Origin of the sequence: Streptomyces pathocidini, assembly GCF_001418495.1 — a bacterium.
GTDB lineage: Bacteria > Actinomycetota > Actinomycetes > Streptomycetales > Streptomycetaceae > Streptomyces > Streptomyces pathocidini.
In genome coordinates this window covers 1-24,019 of the sequence record NZ_LIQY01000140.1, presented here as the reverse complement: position 1 = coordinate 24,019, position 24,019 = coordinate 1, and the positions used below count along the sequence as shown (strand labels likewise).

Below are 24,019 nucleotides of genomic sequence, written 5' to 3'. Positions count from 1 at the left end.
CCGATTCCGGACCCCTGACCCCGAAGGCGGCCCACCGGTGCTGACCGACATCCACCGAGCCATGCACAGCGAGCTGGTGAAGATCACCCGGCCGCGCCTCCTCGTCCCCTTCCTGCTGAGTACGGCTCTCCTCGCGGCACTCGCCGCGGGCGGCTGGGCGACCGTGGTGGACGCCCCCGGCCAGGCGCCCGGTGGACCGCTGCAGCCGATGCGCGTCGCCGCCCCGTTCATCGGCCTGCTGGTGATGGGGGTGTCGGCGAACTCGTTCTGCGACGAGTACCGCGAGGGGACCTGGAAGGTCCTGCTCATCCGCCACCCGCGCCAACCCACCCTGCTGCTGGGCAAGTTGTCCGGCCTTCTCGCGCTCGCCGCTGCCGCCGCGCTGGCGGGCTGCACGGCATCCGGGCTCACGGCCTGGTCGGTGGTGACCGCGCAGGGCGAACCGACCGCGACGTGGGCCTCGGCCGCCGGCATCGGCTCGACAGCGGGAACCGCCCTGCGGGTGACCGCCGGATTCCTCGCCTACGCGACCATCGGTTCGGCCGCCGGGCTCGTACTGCGCTCGGCGGCCGCGGCTCTCGGCTCGCTCCTCGGCTGGATCCTGATCGGCGAGTCCGCGCTGAACGCGATCGCCGCGACCCGCGGCCTCGACCTGGCCGACTGGCTACCGGGCTCCGCCGTGACCCGCTTCATGGGCGGCACGGATTGGCAACCCTCCGCGGCGGCCACGGCCCTCTGGTGCACCCTGCTGTTCGCCGGAGCCGTATGCCACTTCCGCTGGGCGGCCCGCCCCGCGTAAACGCCCCCTCACCGAACCCCCGACTCGAACTCGCACGCCGCCGGCCGCGACGGCACGCTGCGGGACGAGGTGACGGTGTGGCGCTGCGGAATGGCGCCGGCGGAGGGCGATCTGGTGAAGCCCGCTGTTCGCGGGACCATCCGCCACTTCCACTCGACAGCACGGCCGGCGTACGCCGATCCCGCTCATCAGCCAACCTGAGTCGAGTAGTTGGGGCACGAAGGAGACTTTGCGGAAGTCCTGCCGCAGAGGCTCGCCGCGGCCCGGTGTCCGCCATACTCGTGCAGCATGTTGGAAGTGCTGCTGGTTATCGGCTTCTTCGTGTTGTTCGGCTCCATCGGGGGCTTTGTCATCTGGAGCTTCGTCCATGTGCGCAAGAGAGATGGGCGGAGCGACCAACAGCAGGCGGAGCTCGTTCGGTTCGTAGAGGAACGCGGCTGGAGCTACACCCCTTCCAAGCCGGGAGGAGGCGACCGGTACTGCGGGTCGGCACCCTTCCCAGACAAGGGCGTCAATATCGATGTATCGGACTACATCACCGGTGAATTCCGGGGGCGTACGTTCTGCTGCTTCGAGTACCGCACACGCGGCGCGGGCACGGATACGGGCGACCGTCAGTGGCGGTTCCACACGGTGTTCGCCCTCACGACGCCGACACCCGTACCGCGAACGAGCATCCGCCGACCCCAGGCGCTGGACAGACTGGACGCCCGCATGTTCGGCGGCGGCCACGTGGTGGAGCTGGGCATTCCCGCGTTCGACGAGGAATTTCGCGTCATCACCGACGACGAGCCGTTCGCGCGCACGCTGGCCGGCCACCTGGCACAGTTCCTCCCGTCCGACCCCCGCGCCAAAAACGCGCCGCTCCAGTTCCACGGAAGCGAACTGACCACCTGGCACAAGGGACGGCTTCGGCCGGACCAGATCGATCCGCAACTCACCTTCCTGTGCGACGTCGTGGACCGCCTCCCGGAACAGGCGTGGCGTACGGCCTGAGAAATGCCGTGTCCTCATGGGTGAGCCCTTCGCGCATTCAACTGCGCGAAGGGCTCACCCATCAGCATCGAGACGCACGAAACCTATGCGTCAGCAGGGCCCGCCGGGCGAACGGTCCGGACGAACTCCTTGAAGTCGTCCGCGACCTCATCAAGCTGGCTCGACTTGGCTGTCAGTACAAGCTCGATCACCGCCCGCTTGGCCGGTTCGTGCACGTCCCGCATGACCAAGTACACCTGGCTCTGTACCAGTTCCAAAGGCCGCTCGCGCAGCGCGGTGGAGACACGGAGGGTTTGGGTGAGCGCAGGCGCCTCCGGGGTTCCCACCTGGGTCCGCTGGGCGACCCGCACCGTCGCCGCCGTGCTCAGTCGCTGAACCGATTCGTCGGCGATCGCAACCAGGTCGGCCTCGTCCTCCCGTAGCTTGCCGGCGATGGTGATGTTCGCGGTGAACCCGTCCCGCGAGTCGGGGTGGAGCGCAACAAAGGCCACTCCGGGGGCGCCCACCTCGTCCGGGGGCGCCGGCTGCCAGCCCTCCGGCAGCGAAAACTCAATCTTCACCGGCAGCGTGGTCGCCATGGGGGATCAACTCCTCTAGCGTGCGAAATTCGAGGTTAGGGTCAGCCGAAGGGATTGAGCGATTTCAGTCCGTCGCCCACCGCATCGAGGCCATCGCCGACCGCGTCCGCCGCATCACCCACGGTGTCGATGACCTTGCCCGGATCAATCTGGATCTCCGTGCTGATCTTGCCGCCGAGGCCGAGTCCGGCGCCCACCTCTCCCCCAATGGTGAACTTGCCATCCTTCATGCCGGCGTCCAGGCTGGCCGAGGCTCCCACTCCGGCCCACCCCTCGGCGGTAACACCGGCCCCGATACCGCCGACATCGGCGCTCGCGCTCGCGGTCGCCTTGGCTCCCGCGAATGCCTCCGCGCCCATGTGCACGCCGTCCTTGCCCACGGAGGCGCTCGCCGACGCTTCGGCGCCGGCGAATCCCGAGGCAGCCGCCTTGGCGCCAACGATGCCGTACTCCGCGCTGCCCTCCGCGGATGCCTTCGCAAGGTACGCGGAGCCACCGAGTTTGGCCTCAAGCTTGCCGTCGGTGACGGACAGCCCAGCGGTGCCCTCCGCACCAAGCGTTTTGATGTCGGCGCTCCCAGCGAGTTTCATATCTCCCAGCTGGGTCTCACCCTTGGCCCCTGCCTCCCAGAGATTCGCCTCGCCGCTCACCTCGGCCAGCTTGATCGCCCAGCTTGGTTTCCTGGCATCGGAAGGGGGCTGCTCGGACGTCGTACCGAAGGTGCGCTTGTGCTGATCGGCCAGTGGGTCGGATTGGTGGAGGGTGCGGCTGATGTTGGTCTTCCCCGACCCGTACTCCTGGATCGCGCTCTCGGCGACGTCGCCCGCCTTGGTCAGCCAATCCGGCGCACCAGGAGAGGAGCCAGTCAGCGTGGCCAGTCTGGTGGCCGCCGAGTCTCCTTCGTGCAGCACCAGTTGCCGAGCGGCTTCCAGAACCTCCTGTGCCCGGCCGTGCATGCCGTCGCCGCTGTCCCACAGCGCGATGGCCTCCGCCGCCTGCTGCTGGGCCGCGCTCAGCACACCGGCGTACCCGCTGATCACCGAGGCTGCGCCGGACATCGCATCGGAGGCGCGGAGCCAGTTCTGCTTCTCGCCGGAGAACTTGTCCCAGAAGGCGTCGCTGGCCTTCCCGGTCCAGTCGGGTATGCGCACGCCCCCCAGTCCCGTCCCGACGTCCTCGAACGTACCCGACCGCTTCCTGAGCGACTGCGCGATCTCCTCCAGAGACTCCACGTTGCCCGGGATGAGCTGCCGGGGGTCCCGGGTCTCGCCCAGCTGTGCTGCCATCTCTGTCCCCGTTCTTACTGCAAGCCCGGGCGAAGCCGGTTCAGCGACTGCCCCGCGTCGTCATCCGACTGCACATAGGTGCCGGCCACCCCGTTGAGCGTCTCCGCCGCGGAGGTCGCGCGGCTGTGGAGAAGCAGGCAGGCGACCTGCCACGTGACACAGAATTGACCAAAAGCCCCGGAAGAGCCTGAGTGGCCGAAAGCTTCCACATTCCGGCTCAGCGCTTCGAGATCGACGCTTTCGGCCGGTTCCAGGCATTTGAGAATGCCGGAAGCTCCACCTCTGAGACCCTCCGGATTGACACGAAAATCACTCATGCTCGGATCACTGTTTCCCCCGAACTGACGCTTACATCATGTGAGTTGACATGCAATCAGCCGACGGTATCACCGCCGCAAGGGCATCGACTCTCGCCACAAAGCGCTCCCACCCTCTCCACAACTACCCGAGAAATCCCCGCAATTTGATGCTCAGTACACTGTGTGGCCGGCGCGATGACACGAAGAGGCTGAGGTGGGGACATGTCCAACGAGGCGGACCAGAAGGGGAGTTCACGAGATATCGGTCTCGTGATCGGACAGAGGGAATATTCCCGGCGCACGGCACTGCTGGCCCTGGGGGGCGCCTGCCTCCTCTTCATCGCCATCTTTGGCGGCGTTATCACTCTCATTGTTCTCGGAAAGCGCCGGACGGCACGAAACGACGAAGAACAGGCAGATCTGGTCAAGCTTGCACAGACCCGCCACTGGAGTTATTCGGCCTCCAAGAGCGGAGCGGTAGATCGGTACAGCGGGGCCGACCCCTTTCCCACGGCGTCCTTCAACGTCACCGCGTGGGACTACATCGAAGGCCGGTACCGCGGCCGGAGCTTCGCCTGCTTCGAGTACCGGGACAAAAACAACAACGGGCACACCCGCCCTCAGGACAAACAGCAGTACTTCGCCGTATTTGCCATAGCGACAGCGGCATCGATACCCCGTGTTGTCATTCGCGAGCACAAGCTCCTGGACGGGGTTTTCGCGGGCGGGGAGGTTGTGGAACTGGGGGATTCCAAGTTCGACGGGAAGTTCCGCGTCGTCACCAGCGACGTACGGACCGCGCGCGAGGTGCTGGAAGGGCGGCTGGCACACTTCCTCACCACCGACTCCCGCGCCCAGGATGCCCCGTTGAGGTTCGACCGGGGCGAGCTCATCACCTGGTACGAAGGGAGGCTGCGCCCGGACGAGGTCCTGCCCCACCTGGACTTCCTGTGCGACGCCCTGGAGCGCGTACCCGAGCGAGCGTGGCACTGAGCGTTCGGCCCAATTGGGCTTTTTCCAGGCTGAGTTGACTTTCCATCAGTTCATATGAGGCTGCGGGGAACCCCCTGCACACGCAGCCCCCGCCGAGTATGCTTCCCGCGTCTTCTTGTCATGATCACCTAGACCGGAGCCCACCATGCCCACAGCTCGGCTGTCCGCAGCAACTCTCGCCCTCTCGACCATGGCCGCCAGCGCACTACTGGTCGGCTGCTCAGGCTCGGTCAACGTCGAAAAGTCCGAGCCGAAACTGTCTGCGGACAAGCTGGCCACCACAGTCGCCGAGAAGCTCGCCGCCACGACAGGCCGGCCGAAGCCGGACATCACCTGCCCCAAGGACCTCGTCGGCAAGGTCGGCACCAAAACCCGGTGCGAGCTCACCGCGGACGACGGCAGCACCTTGGGCGTGACAGTCACCGTGTCCTCGGTCAGCGGAGACAAGATCAACTTCGACATCAAGGCCGACGACACCGCGTCCCCGGCCAAGAACTGACCATTGACCAGATTCGCTACGTCGCGAACTCGCACCACACGACCTTCCCCGGCGCCCGCTCGGCCACCCCCCACTTGTCCGCCAGCGCCTCCACCAGCAGCAGCCCGCGCCCCGACTCGTCCCCCTCCCCCGCGTCCGGGACGGACGGATACCCCTCGCCGCTGTCGTGCACCTCGACCCGCAGCGGCCCGGCGCCGTCGACACCCAGCGTCAGCCCCAACTTGAACCCCCGCCCGGGCGGCACACCGTGCAACAGCGCGTTCGTGGCCAACTCACTCACACACAGCAACACCTCTTCCTCCCTCCCCCGCACCTTCCAGGCGAGCAGCGCACCCTGCGCGAACTCCCTGGCCACGGGTACGGACCGACGGTCGCGCGGCAGGAACCACTCGCGCATGTAGGGGTGTTGGGTCTCTTCGTTCACACCATCAATGTCACTGTCCGTCGCTACCTTGGAACAGTGAGCCAGCCCGTACAAATCGTTTGTACGGGTCCACGGTGAGTGATCTCCGTACGGGGGTGGGGAATTGGCCGTCATGCAAGCACGCAAGAAGAAGAACGCGACAGCACTCCGGCTCGTGGGGTCGCTGCTAGCACAGTTCCGCCGAGCCGCGGGCCTGACCCAACGCCAACTGGCAGACCGGCTGTGCCTCCACGAGGAGACCATCGCCTCCATCGAGCAGGGCAGGCGCCCACTGAAGCTGGACCTGGCAGAGGACCTGGACCGCGTACTGGACACCAAAGGCGCGCTCGTGGTCACCCTGGAAAACCTGCCGGAGATCGACAAAGTCCCGGTGTGGGCCATCGAGTTCCTCGACCACGAGCGCGCGGCGATCGCCATCTCCTCGTACGAGAACCAGGTCATTCCTGGCCTGCTCCAGACGGAGGCCTACGCCCGCGCGGTCTTCCGCAGCGCGGTGCCGCTCCTGAGCGAGGACGAGATCGAAGAGCGTGTGGCGACGCGCATGGAGCGCCAGGACATCCTGCACCGCAAAGTTCCGCCGACTGCGAGCTTCATCATCTCCGAGGCCATCCTCAGAGACCGACTGGGCGGCCAGGATGTGTATGTGGAGCAACTGCGGCGCCTCCGTGCACGCGCCGATCTACCGGGAGTCTCCATCCAAGTCATGCCACTCGGCAGGCAAACCCACGCTGGACTCGCTGGCCCCTTCGTGCTCCTTGAGACCCCGGACCACGACCTGCTCGCCTACCACGAAACCCAGCGCGGCAGCCATCTCGTATCCGACCCAGACGAGGTCAGCATCCTCTCCCGCAAGTATGCGATGCTGCGGTCACAGGCCCTCAACCCCGAAGAGACGAAGGCCTTGTTGGACCGGCTGCTAGGAGTGCGATGAACCACGGCGAACTGGACTGGTTCAAGTCCAGCTACAGCAGTGAGGAAGGCGGCAACTGCCTCGAAGTCGCCTACGCCTGGCGCAAGTCCAGCTACAGCAGCGAGGAGGGTGGCGCCTGCGTCGAGGTCGCCACCCACCCCACCGCCATCCACGTCCGCGACTCGAAGGACCCCAACGGGCCGGTGCTCACCTTCACTCCCGAGGGCTGGTCATCCTTCACCACCTGGGCGCCGGACCTTACTTCGTAGGCCCTGGCCCCCAGGGCGGGCTACTCATAGTGGTAGCGAGCCTGCACGACGATGAGCTCGTCGCCCTTGGGTTTGTAGACGAGACGGTGTTCGTCGTCGATCCGCCGGGACCAGTAGCCGGCAAGTTGTTGACGCAGAGGCTCAGGTTTGCCGATACCGGTGAACGGATCGCGTAGCGCCTCGTTGATGAGCCGGTTGATCCGTCGGACCATCTTCCGGTCCGTCTCGGTCCAGTAGGTGTAGTCCTGCCAGCCCCGAGTGGTGAACGAGAGCTTCACGCGACAGCGTCCCCCGCCTCATCGTCGTCCACGAGTTCATGGTGCTCGACGCCCCCGCTCTCGGCCTCGGCAATCGATTCGAGGAGGCGGCGAGCGTTCGCGGGAGAACGCAGGAGGTAGGCGGTCTCCTGGAGCGCCTCGTAGTCCTCGAGCGAGATGAGCACAGCCGTGCCCTTGCGGGAGACGATCTCGACGGGGGTTCTGTCGTCGTTGACCTCTTCAATGAGTTTGAAGAGGTTCTTGCGTGCCTCGCTGGCGGTGATGGACATGACCGGACCCTTCCACAGAGCGGTACAAGAAATGGTACCACTCTGTGGAGCTAGGCGCCCCAGCCCGGCTACTCCCCCCGCGCCAGCCGCACCGCGACCTCCGTCGCCCAATACGTCAGGATCATCCCCGCACCCGCGCGCTTGATCCCGGTCAGCGTCTCGACCATCGCCCGGTCCCGGTCGATCCACCCGTTCGCGGCCGCAGCTTCCACCATCGCGTACTCCCCGGAGACCTGGTACGCGGCCACCGGCACGTCCACCGAGTCCGCGATCCGGGCCAGCACGTCCAGGTACGGAAGCGCCGGCTTGACCATGACCATGTCGGCGCCTTCCTCCAGGTCCAGCGCCAACTCCCGCAGCGACTCCCGGACGTTCGCCGGATCCTGCTGGTAGGTCTTGCGGTCGCCCTTCAGGGACGACCCCACCGCCTCGCGGAACGGCCCGAAGAACGCGGACGCGTACTTCGCGGTGTACGCGAGGATCGAGACGTCCTGGCGCCCGATCCCGTCCAGCGCCTCCCGAACGACCCGGACCTGTCCGTCCATCATCCCGCTGGGGCCCACGACATGGGCTCCGGCGTCGGCCTGGACACGCGCCATCTCCGCGTACCGCTCCAGCGTCGCGTCGTTGTCCACGCGCCCCTCGGCGTCCAGCACACCGCAGTGGCCGTGGTCCGTGTGCTCGTCCAGGCACAGGTCGGACATGACGACCAACTCATCGCCCACCTCGGCCCGTACGTCCCGGAGGGCAACCTGCAGGATGCCCTCCGGATCGGTACCCGGCGACCCGACCGCGTCCTTCTTGGAATCCTCGGGCACGCCGAACAGCATGATCCCGCCGACGCCCGCCTCGACCGCCTCGGCAGCGGCCTTCCGCAGACTGCTGCGGGTGTGCTGCACAACGCCGGGCATAGCCGAAATCGGCACCGGCGAGCCCGCGCCCTCCCGGACGAAGGCCGGAAGGATCAACTCCGCCGGGTGCAGCCGCGTTTCGGCGACCATCCGCCGCATAGCGGGAGTGGTCCGCAGCCGCCGCGGCCGCACACCCGGAAACGCCCCACTCGGAAACGACCCGTACGAGGTCACGTACGCCTCCTCAGCACTCCGGCGCACCACCTCAGGTGCGCCTCCTCCGCGCCCCCGGCCGCCGCTCGCTGGGCCGGGTGACGTGCTCGCCCGCCTCGACGGCCGCGGCGCGGCGCTCCGCGCCGAACTCCGCGAGCGCCTCGGCCAGTTTGTGGACCGACGGCTCGGGCGACAGGACATCGACCCGCAGCCCGTGCTCCTCCGCCGTCTTGGCGGTGGCGGGGCCGATGCAGGCGATCACCGTCACGTTGTGCGGCTTGCCCGCGATCCCCACCAGGTTCCGCACCGTACTCGACGAGGTGAAGAGCACCGCGTCGAAGCCGCCGCCCTTGATCGCCTCGCGGGTCTCGGCCGGCGGGGGCGAGGCGCGCACGGTCCGGTAGGCGGTGACGTCGTCGACCTCCCACCCGAGCTCGATCAGCCCGGCGACCAGCGTCTCCGTGGCGATATCCGCCCGCGGCAGGAAGACCCGGTCGATCGGGTCGAAGACCGGGTCGTACGGCGGCCAGTCCTCCAGGAGCCCGGCCGCGGACTGCTCGCCGGACGGCACAAGATCCGGCTTCACACCGAACTCGACGAGCGAGCGAGCCGTCTGCTCGCCCACCGCCGCGACCTTGATCCCGGCGAAGGCGCGGGCGTCGAGCCCGTACTCCTCGAACTTCTCGCGGACGGCCTTCACCGCGTTGACCGACGTGAAGGCGATCCACTCGTAGCGGCCCGTCACCAGGCCCTTGACCGCCCGCTCCATCTGCTGCGGGGTGCGCGGCGGTTCGACGGCGATCGTCGGCACCTCGTGGGGGACGGCACCGTACGAGCGCAGCTGGTCGGAGAGCGAGGCCGCCTGCTCCTTCGTCCGCGGCACGAGCACCTTCCAGCCGAACAGCGGCTTGGACTCGAACCACGACAGCTGGTCGCGCTGGGCGGCGGCGCTGTGCTCGCCGACCACGGCTATCACCGGCTGACCGCCATCCGGCGAGGGCAGCACCTTGGCGGCCTTCAGGACCTGCGCGATGGTGCCGAGCGTGGCGTTCCAGGTGCGCTGCCGGGTGGTCGTACCGGCGACGGTGACCGTCAGCGGGGTGTCGGGCTTCCGCCCGGCCGCGACGAGTTCGCCCGCCGCGGCGGCGACCGAGTCCAGGGTCGTGGAGACCACCGCGGTCGCGTCGCTCGCGCCGACCTCGGTCCAGCAGCGGTCGGAGGCCGTCCGGGCGTCCACGAAACGGACGTCGGTGCCCTCGGCGGACCGCAGCGGCACCCCGGCGTACGCGGGCACGCCCACGGCCGTGGCGATGCCGGGCACGACCTCGAACGGGATGCCCTCGGCGGCGCAGGCCAGCATCTCCTGACCGGCGTCGGCGTCCAGGCCGGGGTCGCCGATCACCGCACGGACGACCCGCTTGCCGCTGCGCGCGGCCCCCATGACAAGATTGGCGGCATCTCGCAATGCGGGCGCTGCCGCGGATGCTGACGCTTCGTCATGCTCCGGCTGCGGCACGTCCACGCCTGCCCGCGCGTGCTTGCCGACCACGTCGAGCACCTGCGGATCGGCGACCAGAACGTCCGCGCCGGCCAGAGCCTCGACGGCACGCAGCGTCAGAAGCCCCGGATCTCCGGGTCCGGCACCGAGGAAGGTGACGTGACCGAGAGCAGCTTGCGGTGCTCGATGAACATTGGCGGCGGTGGGGCTCAAAGTGCTCGCTCCCCCATAAGACCGGCCGCACCCTTGGCGAGCATCTCGGCGGCGAGTTCGCGGCCGAGGGCAAGGGCGTCCTCGGGGGACGCGGGTACGGGACCGGTGGTGGACAGCTGCACCAACGTCTTGCCGTCGGTGGTGCCGACGACGCCACGCAGGCGCATTTCGGTGACAACCTGCCCGTCGGCCAGAACGTCGGCCAGCGCGCCCACAGGTGCGCTGCAACCGGCCTCCAGGGCGGCGAGCAGGGAACGCTCGGCGGTCACGGCGACCCGGGTGTACGGGTCGTCGAGCTCGGCGAGACAGGCGGCCAGCTCCGCGTTGGACGCAGCGCACTCGACCGCCAGCGCCCCCTGGCCGGGGGCGGGCAAAACGGTGTCGACGGGCAGCTTCTCGGTCGCCTCGTCGATGCGGCCGATACGCGTCAGCCCGGCGGCGGCCAGCACGACCGCGTCCAGCTCGCCGGAGCGCACGTATCCGATGCGGGTGTCGACGTTGCCGCGGATCGGCACGGTCTCGATCGCCCGGCCCAGGGTGCGGGCCCACGCGTTCAACTGGGCCATCCTGCGCGGCGATCCGGTGCCGACGCGGGCTCCGTCCGGCAGCTCCTCGAAGGTCAGCCCGTCGCGGGCGACCAGCGCGTCGCGCGGGTCCTCGCGCGCCGGCACGGCGGCCAGCGCGAGGTCCTCGGGCTGCTTGGTCGGCAGGTCCTTCAGGGAGTGCACGGCGAAGTCGACCTCGCCGCGCAGCAGCGCGTCGCGCAGCGCGGTGACGAACACACCGGTGCCGCCGATCTGCGCCAGGTGCTCGCGCGAGGTGTCCCCGTACGTGGTGATCTCGACCAGCTCGACCGGGCGGCCGGTCAGCTCGCTCACGGCCCGGGCGATCTGGCCGGACTGGGCCATGGCGAGCTTGCTGCGGCGCGTACCGAGCCTCAACGGAGCCTGGTTGCCGCGGACTTGGCTCCGGTTCACGGGAGCCTCACCGGGAGTGTTCATCGGGGCCTGCTGGTGCATGGGGGCCTGACTTTCGAGGGCCTCGACTATGGGGCCTGGGTGCGTGGGGGCTTGGTTCATGATGCCCGCCCTCGGTTGCGGTCGTTCGCCGAACGGTTCACGGCCGAACCATTCGCGGCCGGACCGTTCACAACCGGACTGTTCACGGCCGGACTGTTCACGGCCGAACCGCTCGCGGCGGAGGTGTCGGCGCGGCTGACGGCGGCCACGGCCTGCGGGTCGAGGTCGAACAACTCCCGCAGCGCGTCCGCGTACCCGGCGCCGCCGGGCTCGCCCGCCAGTTCCTTGACGCGGACGGTCGGCGCGTGCAGCAGCTTGTCCACGACGCGGCGCACGGTCTGGGCGATCTCGGAGCGCTGCTTCTCGTCCAGCTCGGGCAGCCGCCCGTCCAACCGCGCGATCTCGCTCGCGACCACATCGGCGGCCATGGTGCGCAGAGCGACCACGGTGGGCGTGATGTGCGCGGCCCGCTGCGCCGCCCCGAAGGCCGTCACCTCGGCGGCGACGATCGCGCGGACCGCGTCCACGTCCGCCGCCATGGGCGCGTCCGCGGAGGCCTCGGCGAGCGTCTCGATGTCCACCAGACGCACGCCCTCCAGGCGGTGCGCTGCGGCGTCGATGTCGCGGGGCATGGCGAGGTCGAGCAGGGCGACCCGGCCGTCCCGCCCGCCATCGGCGCGACTGTCGTCCGACGGCGGCCGCGCGGCTTCGCGTACCGCGACCGCGCCCTCGATGGCCTCGACCGTCAGGACGAGGCCGGTCGCGCCGGTGCAGGACACGACGAGGTCGGCGCGCGGCAGCTCGGCGGCGATCCGGCCGATGGGCACCGCCCGCGCCAGTGGACCGGTACTGTCCGCCCGCCCGGCAGCGGGGGCCTCCTCGCCGTCCGGGCCGGCGGCGAGGCGCACGGACCGCGCGTCCAGGGTCGCGGCGAGCCGCTCCGCGCGCTCCAGCGTCCTGTTGGCGATCACCAGTTCGGTGACCCCGGCGCGGGCGAGCGTCGTCGCGGCGAGCGAGGACATCGATCCCGCGCCGATCACCAGCGCGCGCTTGCCGGACGCCCACTCCTCGACGGCGGCGCCCGCCGCCAGGTGCTCCAGGCCGAAGGTGACCAGCGACTGCCCGGCCCGGTCGATCCCGGTCTCGCTGTGCGCCCGCTTGCCGACCCGCAGCGCCTGCTGGAACAGGTCGTTGAGCATCCGGCCCGCGGTGTGCAGCCCCTGCCCGAGCGCGAGCGCGTCCTTGATCTGGCCGAGGATCTGGCCCTCGCCCACGACCATCGAGTCCAGACCGCAGGCCACCGAGAAGAGGTGGTGGACGGCCCGGTCCTCGTAGTGGACGTAGAGGTACGGCGTCAGCTCCTCCAGCCCGACCCCGCTGTGCACGGCCAGCAGCGTGGACAGCTCCGCGACGCCCGCGTGGAACTTGTCCACGTCGGCGTACAGCTCGATGCGGTTGCAGGTGGCCAGCACCGCCGCCTCAGTGGCGGGCTCGGCGGCCAGCGCGTCCTGGAGCAGCTTGGCCTGCGTCTCGGGTGCGAGGGCGGCCCGCTCCAGCACGCTCACCGGCGCGCTGCGGTGGCTCAGTCCGACGACCAGGAGACTCATGCCGGCATCACGGCGGGAACGTCCCCGTCGGGTCCCTTCCTGCCCCCGTCGGCGCCGGCCCGGGCGGCGGGCGAGGCGGCCGCGTCGGCGGCCGTCGCCCCGGCCGCGGCGAGGTCCGCGGGGGCGGCACTCTCCTCCCCGGCCTTCCGCTGCTCGTGAAAGGCGAGGATCTGGAGCTCTATCGAGAGGTCCACCTTGCGCACGTCCACGCCCTCGGGCACGGACAGCACGGTGGGCGCGAAGTTGAGGATCGAGGTGACCCCGTGGGCCACCAGCCGGTCGCAGACCTGCTGGGCGGCGCCCGCGGGGGTCGCGATGACGCCGATGGAGACGCCGTTGTCCCGGATGATCGACTCCAGCTCGTCGGTGTGCCGCACCGGGAGTCCGGCCACCGGCTTGCCCGCCATCGCCGGGTCGGCGTCGATCAGCGCGGCCACCCGGAAGCCACGGGAGGCGAACCCTCCGTAATTGGCCAGCGCGGCGCCGAGGTTGCCGATACCGACGATCACGACCGGCCAGTCCTGGGTCAGCCCCAGCTCGCGGGAGATCTGGTAGACGAGGTACTCCACGTCGTACCCGACGCCCCGGGTGCCGTACGAGCCGAGGTAGGAGAAATCCTTGCGCAGCTTGGCCGAGTTCACCCCGGCCGCGGCGGCCAGTTCCTCGGAGGAGACCGTGGGGACCGAGCGCTCGGAGAGCGCGGTCAACGCGCGCAGATACAGCGGAAGCCGGGCGACGGTGGCCTCGGGAATCCCTCGGCTGCGGGTCGCCGGTCGGTGTGTTCGGCCAGTTGCCACGGTGCTCCTGCGGGTAGCGCGGGGCTGCAGGCGGTCACACGTCCCACGACCGCCCCGTCGACAGCAGGCTATGTCTTTGTGAACGCGTGCACAAAGATGGTGTCCGCTTTGTCCGAGCAAAGTGACCGGCGTCACGCGCCCTGATCCCAAGGCTCCGGAACCGGCCAGGGCCCGGAGGCGTTGAGCCGCGGACGGGGGCACGCGCACACTCTCCTTACGACTTTGCCCCCGGACAACCCAAAACGTCCATGATGGTAATCGAGCCGAACGAGTTTCCATGACCCCGCTGCTGCGCCGCCCCCGCAAGAACCCCGCCGACTCCACCGTCACCCTGGTCGGCAAACCCGGCTGCCACCTGTGCGACGACGCCCGCGAGGTGATCGCCGCCGTCTGCGCCGACCTCGGCGCGCGCTGGGAGGAGAAGGACATCACCCAGGACGCGGAGCTGCATCGCAAGTACTGGGAGCAGATCCCGGTGATCCTCGTCGACGGCGCCCAGCACGACTTCTGGCGCGTCGACCCCCAGCGCCTGCGCAAGGCGCTCGGCGGCTGAAATCCGACGGCCCGGCGGCCGGTCCCGTACGCCTTCGATGGCCGGAGAACGCCCCTCGGTTCACCCGCGTTACGGATACGCCGCACGAAGTTCACGTGCCCGAATCCTCCCGACTCAGGATTGACCGAACCGACTGGCTATGCTCACGTCATGGCCCACCCGTCACCCGACCACCACTCCGGTTGGAGTCCCTCCGGGACGTCCCTTCGATGGGGCTGGCTCACCCCCCGCCGCCGCTCCGCGACCGCGCGCAGCGTGCTGGCCGGCGAGGCCGCCGCCGAGGCGGCCCGCAAGTCCTCCCGCGAACTCGGCGAAGCCCCCGAAGCCGCCCCGGAGGAGCCGGAGTTCCCGGTCGCGGGTGACCCGCTGGCCGCCGCCTTCTTCGACCTCGACAACACCGTCATGAAGGGCGCGGCCCTCTTCCACTTCGGCCGCGGCCTCCACAAGCGCAAGTTCTTCCGCAAGCGCGAACTCGCCCGCTTCGCCTGGCAGCAGGCCTGGTTCCGGCTCGCGGGCAACGAGGACCCGGCCCATATGGAGGACGCCCGCGACAGCGCGCTGTCCATCGTCAAGGGCCACCGCGTGTCCGAGCTCATGGAAATGGGCGAGGAGATCTACGACGAGTACATGGCCGAGCGGATCTGGCCGGGCACCCGCGCCCTGGCCCAGGCCCACCTCGACGCCGGCCAGCGCGTCTGGCTGGTCACCGCCGCCCCGGTGGAGACCGCCACGATCATCGCCCGCCGGCTCGGCCTGACCGGCGCGCTCGGCACCGTCGCCGAGTCCCTGAACGGCATCTACACCGGCCGCCTGGTCGGCGAGCCCCTGCACGGCCCCGCCAAGGCCGAGGCCGTACGGGCCCTGGCCGCGGCCGAGGGCCTGGACCTCTCCCGCTGCGCGGCGTACAGCGATTCGGCGAACGACATCCCGATGCTCTCGATCGTCGGTCATCCGTATGCGATCAACCCGGACACCCGGCTGCGCAAACACGCCCGCGAACACGGCTGGCGGTTGCGCGACTACCGGACGGGCCGCAAGGCGGCGAAGGTCGGCATCCCGGCCGCGGCGGGCGTCGGCGCGCTAGCCGGGGGCGCGGCGGCCGCGGTGGCCCTGCAGCGGCGCAGACGGTAGCCGCCGGCAGCGAAGAGCGGCCATTCCGGCCTCATACCCCCACAGGCCCCCCGCCAGTCCCAACATTCGCGCATCGCCACAAGGCGGCCGCCACCCGCACAACTCCGGCAGAAATCCGATCATTATCTATCGCGTGTTCGATATACGATCGGTCACTAATCTGTAACAGAGCATTCCGATCCGGCGATTTGGGCAACTGGGCGTAGCACTGTCTGTACGAAGCGTTATTCTCCTCAGACGCAAACCGGTACCCACGCGTCGCTACGACGGGTGAAAGTCCCGCACTGCACGTGATGGAAGCTCTGCCACTGGGAGTCCCGTGTACCCACACGTCGGGGTTGACGCCTCGGGCCTGGCTACGCTCCGCGCGACGGTCTTCGACCAACTGCGCGGCTTCGTCCCCACCGCGTACGCCGTCCCCGCCTTCGCCGCGCCCGTCCCTGCTCGCGGCCCTGCCCAACCTGCCCGTCCCGCCACCGCGTACGCGCTGGCGGAGTCCACCGCCGCGGTCGGCAGACGAGCCCGCGCCGCCCATGGCGCCACCACCACTCGCCGCCCCGCGGCCGACAGCGACAGCCGTCGCATGATGGACCTCGTCGAGCGCGCCCAGTCCGGCGAGGCCGAGGCCTTCGGCCGGCTCTACGACCAGTACGCCGACACGGTGTACCGGTACATCTACTACCGGGTCGGCGGCAAAGCCACGGCCGAGGACCTCACGAGCGAGACGTTCCTGCGAGCCCTGCGCCGCATCGGGACGTTCACCTGGCAGGGCCGCGACTTCGGCGCCTGGCTCGTGACCATCGCCCGCAACCTCGTCGCCGACCACTTCAAGTCCAGCCGCTTCCGGCTGGAGGTCACCACCGGCGAGATGCTCGACGCCAACGAGGTCGAGCGCAGCCCCGAGGACTCGGTGCTGGAGTCCCTGTCCAACGCGGCGCTCCTGGAGGCCGTCCGCAAACTCAATCCGCAGCAGCAGGAGTGCGTCACGCTCAGGTTCCTCCAGGGTCTCTCGGTGGCCGAGACGGCCCGCGTCATGGGGAAGAACGAAGGCGCCATCAAGACCCTCCAGTACCGTGCCGTCCGGACGCTCGCCCGGCTGCTGCCGGAAGACGCCCGCTAGACCCATCCGAGACAGGCGGCGGATCCCCCTCGCCTGACTCCCCCCACAGAAGAAAGCACCACGAAGAGCCGACACTTACGGTGACCCCGCGATGACCAGCGGTCATCTCATCGTGAACTGCGTAACCCGGCTGCTGGACTGCTCGTTGTCCGGGTTGCAGGCTCCTCTGTGGTCGCATGCTATTCCCTTCCACTCACTCGATCGAGTGGTCGTGCTCAAGGTATGCAACCTTCCATACGTGCCGGGGAGTTGCAGGTAATGACGAGAGGAGGTGCCGCCCGTGATCGCGAACGTATCGGCGCACCGGCGGGCGAACGCCTTCGCCCAGGCCCTGGAGGAGCGGCAGGTCCCCCAGGACGGGACGGCCGAGCGGACCGAGGCTCCGGCGGACGAGCAGGGACGGCTGCTGACCCTTGCGGGAGCGCTCGGGGAGTTGCCCGGGCCCGAGCTGGACCCCGAGGTCCGGGTCGTGCAGCGCGCCCAACTGGTCGCCGCCATGGAGGCGTTGATCGCCGAGGGCGCGGGGCCTGACGGCCCGATCGTCCCCGAGCAGCGCGCCGGGCGAGGCGCCCACCGGGCGAGCCGGCTCCGCAAACTGCGGCCGCGGTCCCGATGGTCCAAAGGGCTCGCCGCCGGCGGGCTCACGGTCGGCGTGGCGGCGGGGGCGTTCAGCGGTGTCGCGGCGGCGAGTTCGGACGCCCTGCCCGGCGATTCGCTGTACGGGCTGAAGCGCGGCATGGAAGACATGAAGCTCGGCCTGGCGAACGACGACGCCGACCGCGGCGAGCTCTACCTCGGCCAGGCCTCGACGCGGATGAACGAGGCGCGCAGACTCATGGAGCGCGGCCGCTCCGGCGACCTCGACTCCGAGTCGCTGGGCGAGGTCCGCAGAGCCCTCTCCGGGATGCGCCACGACGCCTCGGAGGGCCACCGCCTGCTGTCCGCCGCGTACGCCAGAGACGGCTCCCTGGCGCCCATGCAGCTGCTGCAGACCTTCTCCACGTCCCACCGCCAGAACTGGCTCGATCTGCGCGACCGGCTTCCGGCCCCGCTCAAGGACGTCCGGGACAGCGTGAATTTGGTCTTCGACGCCATAAACCAAGAGGTCGTTTCGCTCAGGTCGCTGCTGCCGTCCATCACGCCCGGGAGAGAGGGCGGCTCCCCCAGCGACACCTCCGGCGAGTCCACGGGCGCGACCGGATCCGAGGGCACCTCCCGGCACCCCGCCCCGTCCAGGACGTCCCCGTCGCAGCGGAGGTCCGAAAGCGGGACCAGCACGCCGCGGCCCAGCGAGTCCGGCGCGCTGGACGAGCGGCTGATCGGCGGCGCCGGCGACCTGCTCCGGCCGCCGACCACCAACCCGACGCCCTCCAGCGGTACGCCCGGCACCAGCAGCGCGAAGCCCAAGATCACGCTGCCGCCGCTGCTGCCCGGCCTGCTCCCAGGTCTGGGCATCGAGGGGGACGGGAACCCGGACAAGTAGCCCCACCGGGGCGGGTTTTGGGCAGCGCGTCGGCGGCGCTCGGTCTTCCCGGTCTCAGAAGAAGACCGAGCGCCGCTGCACGAGCAGCTTGTACAGCGTGTGCTGGATGGTCTCCCGGACCTGGTCGGTCAGGTTGAACATCAGCATCGGATCCTCCGCCGCCTCCAGCGGATAGCCGTCGGTCGGGATCGGCTCACCGAACTGGATCGTCCACTTCGTCGGCAGCGGCACCATCCCGAGCGGCCCGAGCCACGGGAACGTCGGCGTGATCGGGAAGTACGGGAACCCGAGGATCCGCGCCAGCGTCCTGGCGTTCCCGATCATCGGGTAGATCTCCTCCGCGCCCACGATCGAGCACGGCACGATCGGCACCCCGGCCTTCAGCGCCGTGGAGACGAACCCGCCCCGCCCGAAGCGCTGCAGCTTGTACCGCTCGGAGAACGGCTTCCCGATGCCCTTGAAGCCCTCCGGCATCACCCCGACCACCTCGCCGCGCTCCAGCAGCCGCTGGGCGTCCTCGGCGCACGCCAGGGTGTGCCCGGCCTTGCGGGCCAGCTCGTTGACGACCGGCAGCATGAACACCAAGTCCGCCGCCAGCAGCCGCAGATGGCGTCCCGCCGGGTGGTTGTCGTGCACCCCGACCTGGAGCATCAGCCCGTCCAGCGGCAGCGTGCCGGAGTGGTTGGCGACGATCAGCGCCCCGCCGCTGTCCGGGATGTTCTCGATCCCCTTGACCTCGACCCGGAAGTACTTCTCGTACAGCGGCCGGAACGCCGCCATCAGGACCTGGTCGGTCAGCTCCTTGTCGTAGCCGAACTCGTCGACCTCGTACTCCCCGGTGACCCGGCGGCGCAGGAACGACAGGCCGCTCGCCAGCTTCCGCTCCCAGCTGCCCGCGCCCGACATCGCACCGGCCCCTTCAGCGCCCTCCGCGGCCCCCTCAGCGCCCTGCCGCGCCCCGTCCGAAGGACCGGAGGACTGCTCGGGTACGGGGGCGAGACGGCCGCCGCCGCGCCCGTTCACCCGCGTCTTGGGCTTGGGCCCCTTCCCGCTGCCGCGCCGCTCGCCGTCACCGAACGGAATGACCTTGGCGTCGGCCATGTCAGGTGCGCTCCTCACTGCGGGCAGCGGACACACAGTCCGCGAGCCGGTCGACGGTACGGGCGAGAATCTCGGGCGGAAGCAGGCCGGGGCCGCGGCCGCGCGCGAAGTCGGCGAAGGCCTCCGCCGTCGTGAAGCCGGGTTCGAAACCCAGAGTCTCCCGCATCTGCGTGGTCTGCACGACCCGGCCATGCGTGAGAAGGCGGATCTGCTCGGGCGAGAAGTCCGTCATGCCCGCCGAGCGCAGCGCCGACCCGACCCAGGTGACGGCCGGCAGCAGCACGGGCACGGTGGGCCGTCCGAGACGCCTGGCGGTCTGCGAGAGCAGCAGCACCCCGTCGCCCGCGATATTGAACGTGCCGCTGTTGAGCATCCCGCGGCGAGGCTCGGACGAGGCGATCCGCAGCACCTCCATCACGTCGTCCTCGTGCACGAACTGCAGCCGCGGGTCGTAGCCGAAGACCGTCGGCAGGACGGGGAGGGAGAAGTAGTCCGCGAGCGGGGAGTCGGCGCGCGGCCCGAGGATGTTGGCGAAGCGCAGCACGCACACCGCCACGTCGGGACGGCGCCGCGCGAAGCCCCGTACGTACCCCTCGACCTCGACCGCGTCCTTCGCGAAGCCGCCGCTGGGCAGCGACTTGGGCGGGGTCGTCTCGGTGAAGATCGCCGGATCCCGGGGCGCCGAGCCGTACACGCTGGTGCTGGACTTGACCACGAGCCGCTTGACCGAGGGCGCCTTCTGGCAGGCGCCGAGCAGCTGCATGGTGCCGATGACGTTGGTCTCCTTGACCGTGCTCCGGCCGCGGGTGCCCAGCGGGGTGCCGGTGACATCCATGTGCACGACCGTGTCCACGGCGTGCTCGGCGAGGACCTTGGCGATGGTCGGGTGGCGGATGTCGGCCTGCACGAACTCGGCCCCGCCCAGATGGTGCGCGGGGCGCACGGCGTCCACACCGATGACCCGGTCGACCTCCGGCTCCCGCTGGACCCGCCGTACGAAACGGCCGCCGAGCTGGCGGGCGACACCGGTGACGAGCACGACTCTGCCCAAGATCAGCGCCTTCCTACGGTCACGCCTCGACGGCCGGACTCCGATGCGATCCCCCGCGGATCACCGTAGCGGCCCGATGTTGCGCCGTGGTGACCGGAGGGATGCGTACAGCTACGTTTCCAGCCGGTCGCGCGAATCGAGGGGCCCGTCCGCAAACGACGCCGCCCTCCCGCCGTCGGACGGCGGGAGGGCGGCGGACGCGATCAACTGTCGCTTACTTCTTGTTGCGACGCTGGACGCGGGTGCGCTTGAGCAGCTTGCGGTGCTTCTTCTTCGCCATCCGCTTGCGCCGCTTCTTGATAACAGAGCCCACGACTACCCTCGCTCACTTGAATCACTCGGTGCGGGGCGTCCGAGCCCACACGACCTACGGCAGGCCAGCCTACCCGGCGCCGAGTGAGGATCGTAATCCGAGGGTCGGCGTCAGGCGGTCTCCACCCCCACGTAGGACTCGCGGAGATAGTCGTGCACCGCCTGCTCCGGAACCCGGAAGGACCTTCCCACCCTGATCGCCGGCAGATGACCGCTGTGCACCAGGCGGTACACGGTCATCTTGGATACGCGCATCAATGCGGCGACTTCCGCCACCGTCAGGAACTGGACCTCGTTCAGAGGCCTCTCGCCAGCAGCCATGACACACCTGAACCTTCCGCACATGACGGGCACCGGCTTCCCCTCCGGCACTTCTCGTCGCTGTGCGCTCCTCCCCAGATTAGGGGCGTGTGATGCAAGTGGGGAAGAGGAGTAGCGATCGGCCGCCTAACGTGACAGACAGGCTCGATTGAGTACATAGCGCGTGAGCGGCCGGTAGTAGTCGGCTCGCACAGCGTCATCGATCGGCACGGCAACGGACACCTGCCCCTCGGCCTCGCCGACGAAGACCGCCGGGTCGTCGGTGTCGGCCAGGCCGATCGTCTCGATCCCCAGCTGACCAGCCCCGCAGACCCAGCCGTGGTCCCCGACGACCAGCGCCGGAACGGGGCCGTCCCCCTCGGCCACGGCGGCGAGCGCGGCCCGTACCGGTAGCGGCGAGTGAGTGTGCGCCCCGGGAGCCCCACCGTCCTCCGATGCACCCGCCTCCCGCACGAGCGCGACCCCTCGTACGTAGTCGAGCTGATGCCGACGTACGCCAAACCGGGTCGTTATGTCGACACGTCTGCCCTGCGCCGGGGTGAGGACAGGGCATCCCGCTGACGACAGGGCAGCGGCCAATGCGGCGTAGAAGTCCAGGAGCCGGTGCGGGTGCCCAGTGCCCAGCAGCACGGGCGCCCGGGCCGCCGCGGCGGCGGCCAGACGGCTCGCGAAGACGTCCAGAGCGGCCACCGTACGGTCGGGATCGATCACGTCCGGACCCAGCGTGTGCTCCGGATCGTCCGAAACCCCGCATCGGTCGGCCATCAACCGCAGCAGATCGGTCTCCCGCCATGCCCGGTCCGGGTCGAGACCGAGCAGCACCCGGGGGTCACGGGCGGCGAACAGCCGGTAGCTGCGCAGACTCGCCTCGCGGGAGGTGGCCACGGGTCCGGCCAGCCGGGCCGCCAGCAGATGCGCGCGTAACGCGCCGGTAGTCAGCACGCCCCCGATGCTGGCCCATCTCCCGCCCGGACGACCGGAGTTCGGGGTGACACAGCCCCAGTTGGCGTAATGGCCAGCCTTGTTCGGGGAAGCGAGGTCGGTTTGGGGATGAAGGGTGGTTTCGGGGTGAGGAGTTCAGGGTGGCGGTCGGTTCGAAGAGGCGGGGTCGGTGCCGCTCACCGGCCGGTCCTCCGGCCTCCCCTGCAACATCCGGCCGGCCTCCCCGCAGCATCCGGCCGGCCTCCCCGCGACAGCCCTACGGCAGCAGACCGTGGGCCGGGAAGACGGCCGCACGCGTGGCGCGGATCGCCTGGTCCAGCCGGTCCGCCGGGTCGTAGCCCCACTCCTCCCAGCCGCGCACCCGCACCTGGCGCCCGTCCGTCATCCGGCCGGGCCCGTGCTGCCTCGTCCTGGCGTACACCTGGTGCGTCCACTCCTCCGGGATCACCGTCTCCGGCGGAACCGGACGCCCGGCCGCGATACCGACCAGATGCGTCCACGCGCGCGGCACCACGTCCACGATCGCGTATCCGCCTCCGCCAAGCGCCACCCAGCGGCCGTCGGCGTGCTCGTGCGCCAGCTCGTGGCAGGCCTCGGCCACCGCCCGCTGCGCGTCCAGGCTCACGGCCAGGTGCGCGAGCGGGTCCTCGAAGTGAGTGTCGGCGCCGTGCTGGGTCACCAGCGCCTGCGGCCGGAACGCGGCCAGCAGCTCGGGCACCACCGCGTCGAAGGCCCGCAGCCAGCCCTCGTCCCCGGTCCCGGCCGGCAGGGCGACGTTGACGGCACCGCCCTCCGCGCCCGGCCCGCCCGTCTCCTCCGGCCAGCCGGTCTGCGGGAACAGCGTCCGCGGGTGCTCGTGCACCGAGATCGTCAGCACTCGGGGGTCGTCCCAGAACGCCGCCTGCACCCCGTCCCCGTGGTGCACGTCCACGTCCACGTACGCGACCCGCTCGGCGCCCAGCTCCAGCAGGCGGGCGATCGCCAAGGCGGCGTCGTTGTAGACGCAGAAGCCGGAGGCGGAGCCCGGCATCGCGTGGTGCAGCCCGCCCGCGAAGTTCACCGCGTGCGCCGCCTCCCCGCGCCAGACCGCCTCCGCCGCGCCCACCGACTGCCCGGCGATCAGCGCCGACGCCTCGTGCATCCCGGCGAACGCCGGATCGTCCTCGGTGCCAAGGCCGTACGAGCCGTCGGCTGACTTCGGGTCGGCCGACACCTGCCGTACGGCGTCGATGTAGTCGAGGCGGTGCACCAGCCGCAGCGTGGAGTCCCCGGCGGGCTTGGCGGCCACGACGTCCACGGCCCGCTCGAGCCCGAACGCCTCGATGAGCCGCATCGTCAGCGACAGCCGCACGGGGTCCATCGGGTGCCCGGGCCCGAAGTCATAACCCGTCACTGCCTCGTCCCACATCAGCTGTGCGCGGCCGCTCATGCCCGCCACCGTATCGGGTCGGTTCCGCGCCGAACGATCGGGCGTGGAGCACCGCTTCACGGCCGACTGGAGCACCGCTTCACACGAGGAGTTGGAGCAGGTCCTTCATATCCCGGAAGAGCTCGGTGGCACCCGCGTCGGCCAGTCGGGCTGCCGGCGTCATGGCGGTGAACCCGTACACGTCCATTCCGGCGGCCCGAGCCGCCCGCACCCCGAGCAGACTGTCCTCAACGACCGCACAGCGCTGGGCCGGTACGCCCAAGGCGGCCGCGGTATGCAGAAAGAGATCGGGCGCCGGCTTTCCCCGCCCGACATCCTGCGAACTGAAAACACGCCCCTCGCCGAACCTCCCGTACAGCCCGGTCTTGCCAAGGGCGACCCGGATCCGCTCATGGCTCCCGGACGAGGCGACACAGCACGAAACCCCGTCCGCCGCCAGCTTGTCGAGAACCTCGACCACCCCTGCTACGGGCTGCAGTTCACGCCGGAACGCCTCAAAGATCCTGGCGTGGAGGACCCCGTCGAAATCCTCCGGCAGCCGCCGCCCGGAACGCTCGAATACGAGATCGTGGACGCGGTGGACGGCACCGCCCATGTAGTCGCGGATGGAGTCCTCGTACGTGGTGGGGTGGCCCAACTCCGTGAGATACGCGGCAAGGATGGTGTTGGACAACCACTCGCTGTCCACGAGCACACCGTCGTTGTCGAAGATCACCAATTCATAGCGCATGACTGCACCCTAAACGCAAAAATGCCGCGGTCCCCGGAACATAAATTC

The 24,019-nt window shown here is 69.8% G+C and carries 28 protein-coding genes; 10 read left to right on the top strand and 18 right to left on the bottom strand.

The features are described 5' to 3' along the window. Nucleotides 1–799: ABC transporter permease (locus AOK16_RS27420; protein ID WP_205627651.1), on the top strand; the 799-nt coding region annotated here is incomplete at its 5' end. 288 nt (nt 800–1,087) lie between these two features. Further along, a complete protein-coding gene (locus AOK16_RS08805) occupies nt 1,088–1,795 on the top strand; it encodes a hypothetical protein (protein ID WP_055471682.1) in 708 nt (235 codons plus the stop codon). A gap of 83 nt (nt 1,796–1,878) precedes the next feature. Here AOK16_RS08805 and AOK16_RS08800 read toward each other — a convergent pair whose 3' ends face one another. From AOK16_RS08800 to AOK16_RS27110, 3 genes are read right to left on the bottom strand one after another with little or no spacing between them, the layout of a single operon-like run. Further along, a complete protein-coding gene (locus AOK16_RS08800; RefSeq protein WP_055471681.1) occupies nt 1,879–2,373 on the bottom strand; it encodes a hypothetical protein in 495 nt (164 codons plus the stop codon). A 41-nt stretch (nt 2,374–2,414) separates the two neighbouring features. Then, nucleotides 2,415–3,659 (bottom strand): putative T7SS-secreted protein, encoded by a 1,245-nt coding sequence (locus AOK16_RS08795; protein WP_055471680.1) that lies wholly within the window; start codon nt 3,657–3,659, stop codon nt 2,415–2,417. A gap of 14 nt (nt 3,660–3,673) precedes the next feature. Next, nucleotides 3,674–3,976 carry a hypothetical protein gene (locus AOK16_RS27110; protein ID WP_157859150.1) on the bottom strand — a complete coding sequence of 101 codons (303 nt, stop codon included), beginning with the start codon at nt 3,974–3,976 and terminating at the stop codon, nt 3,674–3,676. 204 nt (nt 3,977–4,180) lie between these two features. Here AOK16_RS27110 and AOK16_RS08785 point away from each other — a divergent pair, with 204 nt between their 5' ends. Together AOK16_RS08785 and AOK16_RS08780 are read left to right on the top strand one after the other, a co-directional pair. Next, nucleotides 4,181–4,951, top strand: a complete 771-nt coding sequence (locus tag AOK16_RS08785; RefSeq protein ID WP_055471678.1) for a hypothetical protein — start codon at nt 4,181–4,183, stop codon at nt 4,949–4,951. A 145-nt stretch (nt 4,952–5,096) separates the two neighbouring features. Then, nucleotides 5,097–5,450, top strand: coding sequence for a DUF4333 domain-containing protein (locus AOK16_RS08780; protein WP_055471677.1), 354 nt, complete (start codon nt 5,097–5,099; stop codon nt 5,448–5,450). A gap of 16 nt (nt 5,451–5,466) precedes the next feature. On the opposite strand, the gene AOK16_RS08775 is transcribed toward AOK16_RS08780, so the two are convergent. Next, nucleotides 5,467–5,874 carry an ATP-binding protein gene (locus AOK16_RS08775; RefSeq protein WP_055471676.1) on the bottom strand — a complete coding sequence of 136 codons (408 nt, stop codon included), beginning with the start codon at nt 5,872–5,874 and terminating at the stop codon, nt 5,467–5,469. A gap of 112 nt (nt 5,875–5,986) precedes the next feature. Here AOK16_RS08775 and AOK16_RS08770 point away from each other — a divergent pair, with 112 nt between their 5' ends. After that, nucleotides 5,987–6,805 (top strand): helix-turn-helix domain-containing protein, encoded by an 819-nt coding sequence (locus tag AOK16_RS08770; RefSeq protein WP_055471675.1) that lies wholly within the window; start codon nt 5,987–5,989, stop codon nt 6,803–6,805. Beyond that, the gene (locus AOK16_RS08765; protein ID WP_055471674.1) at nt 6,802–7,053 is read left to right on the top strand and encodes a DUF397 domain-containing protein; all 252 of its coding nucleotides are present in this window, start codon (nt 6,802–6,804) and stop codon (nt 7,051–7,053) included. The genes AOK16_RS08770 and AOK16_RS08765 overlap by 4 nt, the downstream gene beginning before the upstream one ends. A 20-nt stretch (nt 7,054–7,073) precedes the next feature. On the opposite strand, the gene AOK16_RS08760 is transcribed toward AOK16_RS08765, so the two are convergent. From AOK16_RS08760 to AOK16_RS08730, 7 genes are all read right to left on the bottom strand, one after another. Beyond that, nucleotides 7,074–7,331: a Txe/YoeB family addiction module toxin gene (locus AOK16_RS08760; protein ID WP_055471673.1), complete on the bottom strand. Its 258-nt coding sequence runs from the start codon at nt 7,329–7,331 to the stop codon at nt 7,074–7,076. Further along, on the bottom strand, nt 7,328–7,600 hold the full coding sequence (locus tag AOK16_RS08755; protein ID WP_055471672.1) for a type II toxin-antitoxin system Phd/YefM family antitoxin: 273 nt from the start codon (nt 7,598–7,600) through the stop codon (nt 7,328–7,330). Before AOK16_RS08755 ends, AOK16_RS08760 begins: the two co-directional genes overlap by 4 nt. Before the next feature lie 68 nt (nt 7,601–7,668). Beyond that, nucleotides 7,669–8,685 carry a porphobilinogen synthase gene (hemB, locus tag AOK16_RS08750; RefSeq protein ID WP_055471688.1) on the bottom strand — a complete coding sequence of 339 codons (1,017 nt, stop codon included), beginning with the start codon at nt 8,683–8,685 and terminating at the stop codon, nt 7,669–7,671. A 31-nt stretch (nt 8,686–8,716) separates the two neighbouring features. Then, on the bottom strand, nt 8,717–10,375 hold the full coding sequence (locus tag AOK16_RS08745; protein WP_079101198.1) for a bifunctional uroporphyrinogen-III C-methyltransferase/uroporphyrinogen-III synthase: 1,659 nt from the start codon (nt 10,373–10,375) through the stop codon (nt 8,717–8,719). Next, on the bottom strand, nt 10,372–11,352 hold the full coding sequence (gene hemC, locus AOK16_RS08740; RefSeq protein WP_276202483.1) for a hydroxymethylbilane synthase: 981 nt from the start codon (nt 11,350–11,352) through the stop codon (nt 10,372–10,374). The genes AOK16_RS08745 and hemC overlap by 4 nt, the downstream gene beginning before the upstream one ends. 98 nt (nt 11,353–11,450) lie before the next feature. After that, nucleotides 11,451–13,001, bottom strand: coding sequence for a glutamyl-tRNA reductase (locus AOK16_RS08735; protein WP_055471670.1), 1,551 nt, complete (start codon nt 12,999–13,001; stop codon nt 11,451–11,453). Then, nucleotides 12,998–13,798, bottom strand: coding sequence for a redox-sensing transcriptional repressor Rex (locus tag AOK16_RS08730; RefSeq protein ID WP_055471669.1), 801 nt, complete (start codon nt 13,796–13,798; stop codon nt 12,998–13,000). Before AOK16_RS08730 ends, AOK16_RS08735 begins: the two co-directional genes overlap by 4 nt. A 277-nt stretch (nt 13,799–14,075) precedes the next feature. Between AOK16_RS08730 and AOK16_RS08725 the strand changes: the two genes are divergently transcribed. From AOK16_RS08725 to AOK16_RS08710, 4 genes are all read left to right on the top strand, one after another. Beyond that, on the top strand, nt 14,076–14,351 hold the full coding sequence (locus tag AOK16_RS08725) for a glutaredoxin family protein (protein ID WP_055471668.1): 276 nt from the start codon (nt 14,076–14,078) through the stop codon (nt 14,349–14,351). A 150-nt stretch (nt 14,352–14,501) separates the two neighbouring features. Next, nucleotides 14,502–15,482: an HAD family hydrolase gene (locus tag AOK16_RS08720; protein ID WP_079101197.1), complete on the top strand. Its 981-nt coding sequence runs from the start codon at nt 14,502–14,504 to the stop codon at nt 15,480–15,482. 319 nt (nt 15,483–15,801) lie between these two features. Further along, nucleotides 15,802–16,602: an ECF subfamily RNA polymerase sigma factor, BldN family gene (locus AOK16_RS08715; RefSeq protein WP_055471666.1), complete on the top strand. Its 801-nt coding sequence runs from the start codon at nt 15,802–15,804 to the stop codon at nt 16,600–16,602. A gap of 280 nt (nt 16,603–16,882) precedes the next feature. Then, complete coding sequence (locus AOK16_RS08710) at nt 16,883–18,085, top strand: DUF5667 domain-containing protein (protein WP_055471665.1); 1,203 nt, start codon at nt 16,883–16,885, stop codon at nt 18,083–18,085. 54 nt (nt 18,086–18,139) lie between these two features. Here AOK16_RS08710 and AOK16_RS08705 read toward each other — a convergent pair whose 3' ends face one another. From AOK16_RS08705 to AOK16_RS08680, 7 genes are all read right to left on the bottom strand, one after another. After that, nucleotides 18,140–19,186 carry a lysophospholipid acyltransferase family protein gene (locus AOK16_RS08705; protein WP_055471664.1) on the bottom strand — a complete coding sequence of 349 codons (1,047 nt, stop codon included), beginning with the start codon at nt 19,184–19,186 and terminating at the stop codon, nt 18,140–18,142. A gap of 1 nt (nt 19,187) precedes the next feature. After that, nucleotides 19,188–20,237, bottom strand: a complete 1,050-nt coding sequence (locus AOK16_RS08700) for an NAD-dependent epimerase/dehydratase family protein (protein ID WP_055471663.1) — start codon at nt 20,235–20,237, stop codon at nt 19,188–19,190. A 214-nt stretch (nt 20,238–20,451) separates the two neighbouring features. Continuing rightward, nucleotides 20,452–20,550, bottom strand: a complete 99-nt coding sequence (locus tag AOK16_RS25395) for a 30S ribosomal protein bS22 (RefSeq protein WP_003948845.1) — start codon at nt 20,548–20,550, stop codon at nt 20,452–20,454. 110 nt (nt 20,551–20,660) lie between these two features. After that, nucleotides 20,661–20,870: a helix-turn-helix domain-containing protein gene (locus AOK16_RS08695; protein ID WP_157859149.1), complete on the bottom strand. Its 210-nt coding sequence runs from the start codon at nt 20,868–20,870 to the stop codon at nt 20,661–20,663. Nucleotides 20,871–20,996: 126 nt separating this feature from the next. After that, nucleotides 20,997–21,812, bottom strand: a complete 816-nt coding sequence (locus AOK16_RS08690; RefSeq protein ID WP_055471662.1) for a phosphatase — start codon at nt 21,810–21,812, stop codon at nt 20,997–20,999. A 256-nt stretch (nt 21,813–22,068) separates the two neighbouring features. Beyond that, nucleotides 22,069–23,241: an acetoin utilization protein AcuC gene (locus tag AOK16_RS08685; RefSeq protein ID WP_055471661.1), complete on the bottom strand. Its 1,173-nt coding sequence runs from the start codon at nt 23,239–23,241 to the stop codon at nt 22,069–22,071. A 79-nt stretch (nt 23,242–23,320) separates the two neighbouring features. Further along, nucleotides 23,321–23,971: an HAD family hydrolase gene (locus AOK16_RS08680; protein WP_055471660.1), complete on the bottom strand. Its 651-nt coding sequence runs from the start codon at nt 23,969–23,971 to the stop codon at nt 23,321–23,323. Nucleotides 23,972–24,019 lie beyond the last annotated feature (48 nt).

Excerpts from the sequence above, each read along its gene's own strand:
- AOK16_RS08805 (WP_055471682.1), top strand. The coding sequence starts at position 1,088 with ATGTTGGAAGTGCTGCTGGTTATCGGCTTCTTCGTGTTGTTCGGCTCC.
- AOK16_RS08800 (WP_055471681.1), bottom strand. The coding sequence starts at position 2,373 with ATGGCGACCACGCTGCCGGTGAAGATTGAGTTTTCGCTGCCGGAGGGC.
- AOK16_RS08795 (WP_055471680.1), bottom strand. The coding sequence starts at position 3,659 with ATGGCAGCACAGCTGGGCGAGACCCGGGACCCCCGGCAGCTCATCCCG.
- AOK16_RS27110 (WP_157859150.1), bottom strand. The coding sequence starts at position 3,976 with ATGAGTGATTTTCGTGTCAATCCGGAGGGTCTCAGAGGTGGAGCTTCC.
- AOK16_RS08785 (WP_055471678.1), top strand. The coding sequence starts at position 4,181 with ATGTCCAACGAGGCGGACCAGAAGGGGAGTTCACGAGATATCGGTCTC.
- AOK16_RS08780 (WP_055471677.1), top strand. The coding sequence starts at position 5,097 with ATGCCCACAGCTCGGCTGTCCGCAGCAACTCTCGCCCTCTCGACCATG.
- AOK16_RS08770 (WP_055471675.1), top strand. The coding sequence starts at position 5,987 with ATGCAAGCACGCAAGAAGAAGAACGCGACAGCACTCCGGCTCGTGGGG.
- AOK16_RS08765 (WP_055471674.1), top strand. The coding sequence starts at position 6,802 with ATGAACCACGGCGAACTGGACTGGTTCAAGTCCAGCTACAGCAGTGAG.
- AOK16_RS08755 (WP_055471672.1), bottom strand. The coding sequence starts at position 7,600 with ATGTCCATCACCGCCAGCGAGGCACGCAAGAACCTCTTCAAACTCATT.
- AOK16_RS08735 (WP_055471670.1), bottom strand. The coding sequence starts at position 13,001 with ATGAGTCTCCTGGTCGTCGGACTGAGCCACCGCAGCGCGCCGGTGAGC.
- AOK16_RS08725 (WP_055471668.1), top strand. The coding sequence starts at position 14,076 with ATGACCCCGCTGCTGCGCCGCCCCCGCAAGAACCCCGCCGACTCCACC.
- AOK16_RS08720 (WP_079101197.1), top strand. The coding sequence starts at position 14,502 with ATGGCCCACCCGTCACCCGACCACCACTCCGGTTGGAGTCCCTCCGGG.
- AOK16_RS08705 (WP_055471664.1), bottom strand. The coding sequence starts at position 19,186 with ATGGCCGACGCCAAGGTCATTCCGTTCGGTGACGGCGAGCGGCGCGGC.
- AOK16_RS08695 (WP_157859149.1), bottom strand. The coding sequence starts at position 20,870 with ATGGCTGCTGGCGAGAGGCCTCTGAACGAGGTCCAGTTCCTGACGGTG.
- AOK16_RS08685 (WP_055471661.1), bottom strand. The coding sequence starts at position 23,241 with ATGAGCGGCCGCGCACAGCTGATGTGGGACGAGGCAGTGACGGGTTAT.
- AOK16_RS08680 (WP_055471660.1), bottom strand. The coding sequence starts at position 23,971 with ATGCGCTATGAATTGGTGATCTTCGACAACGACGGTGTGCTCGTGGAC.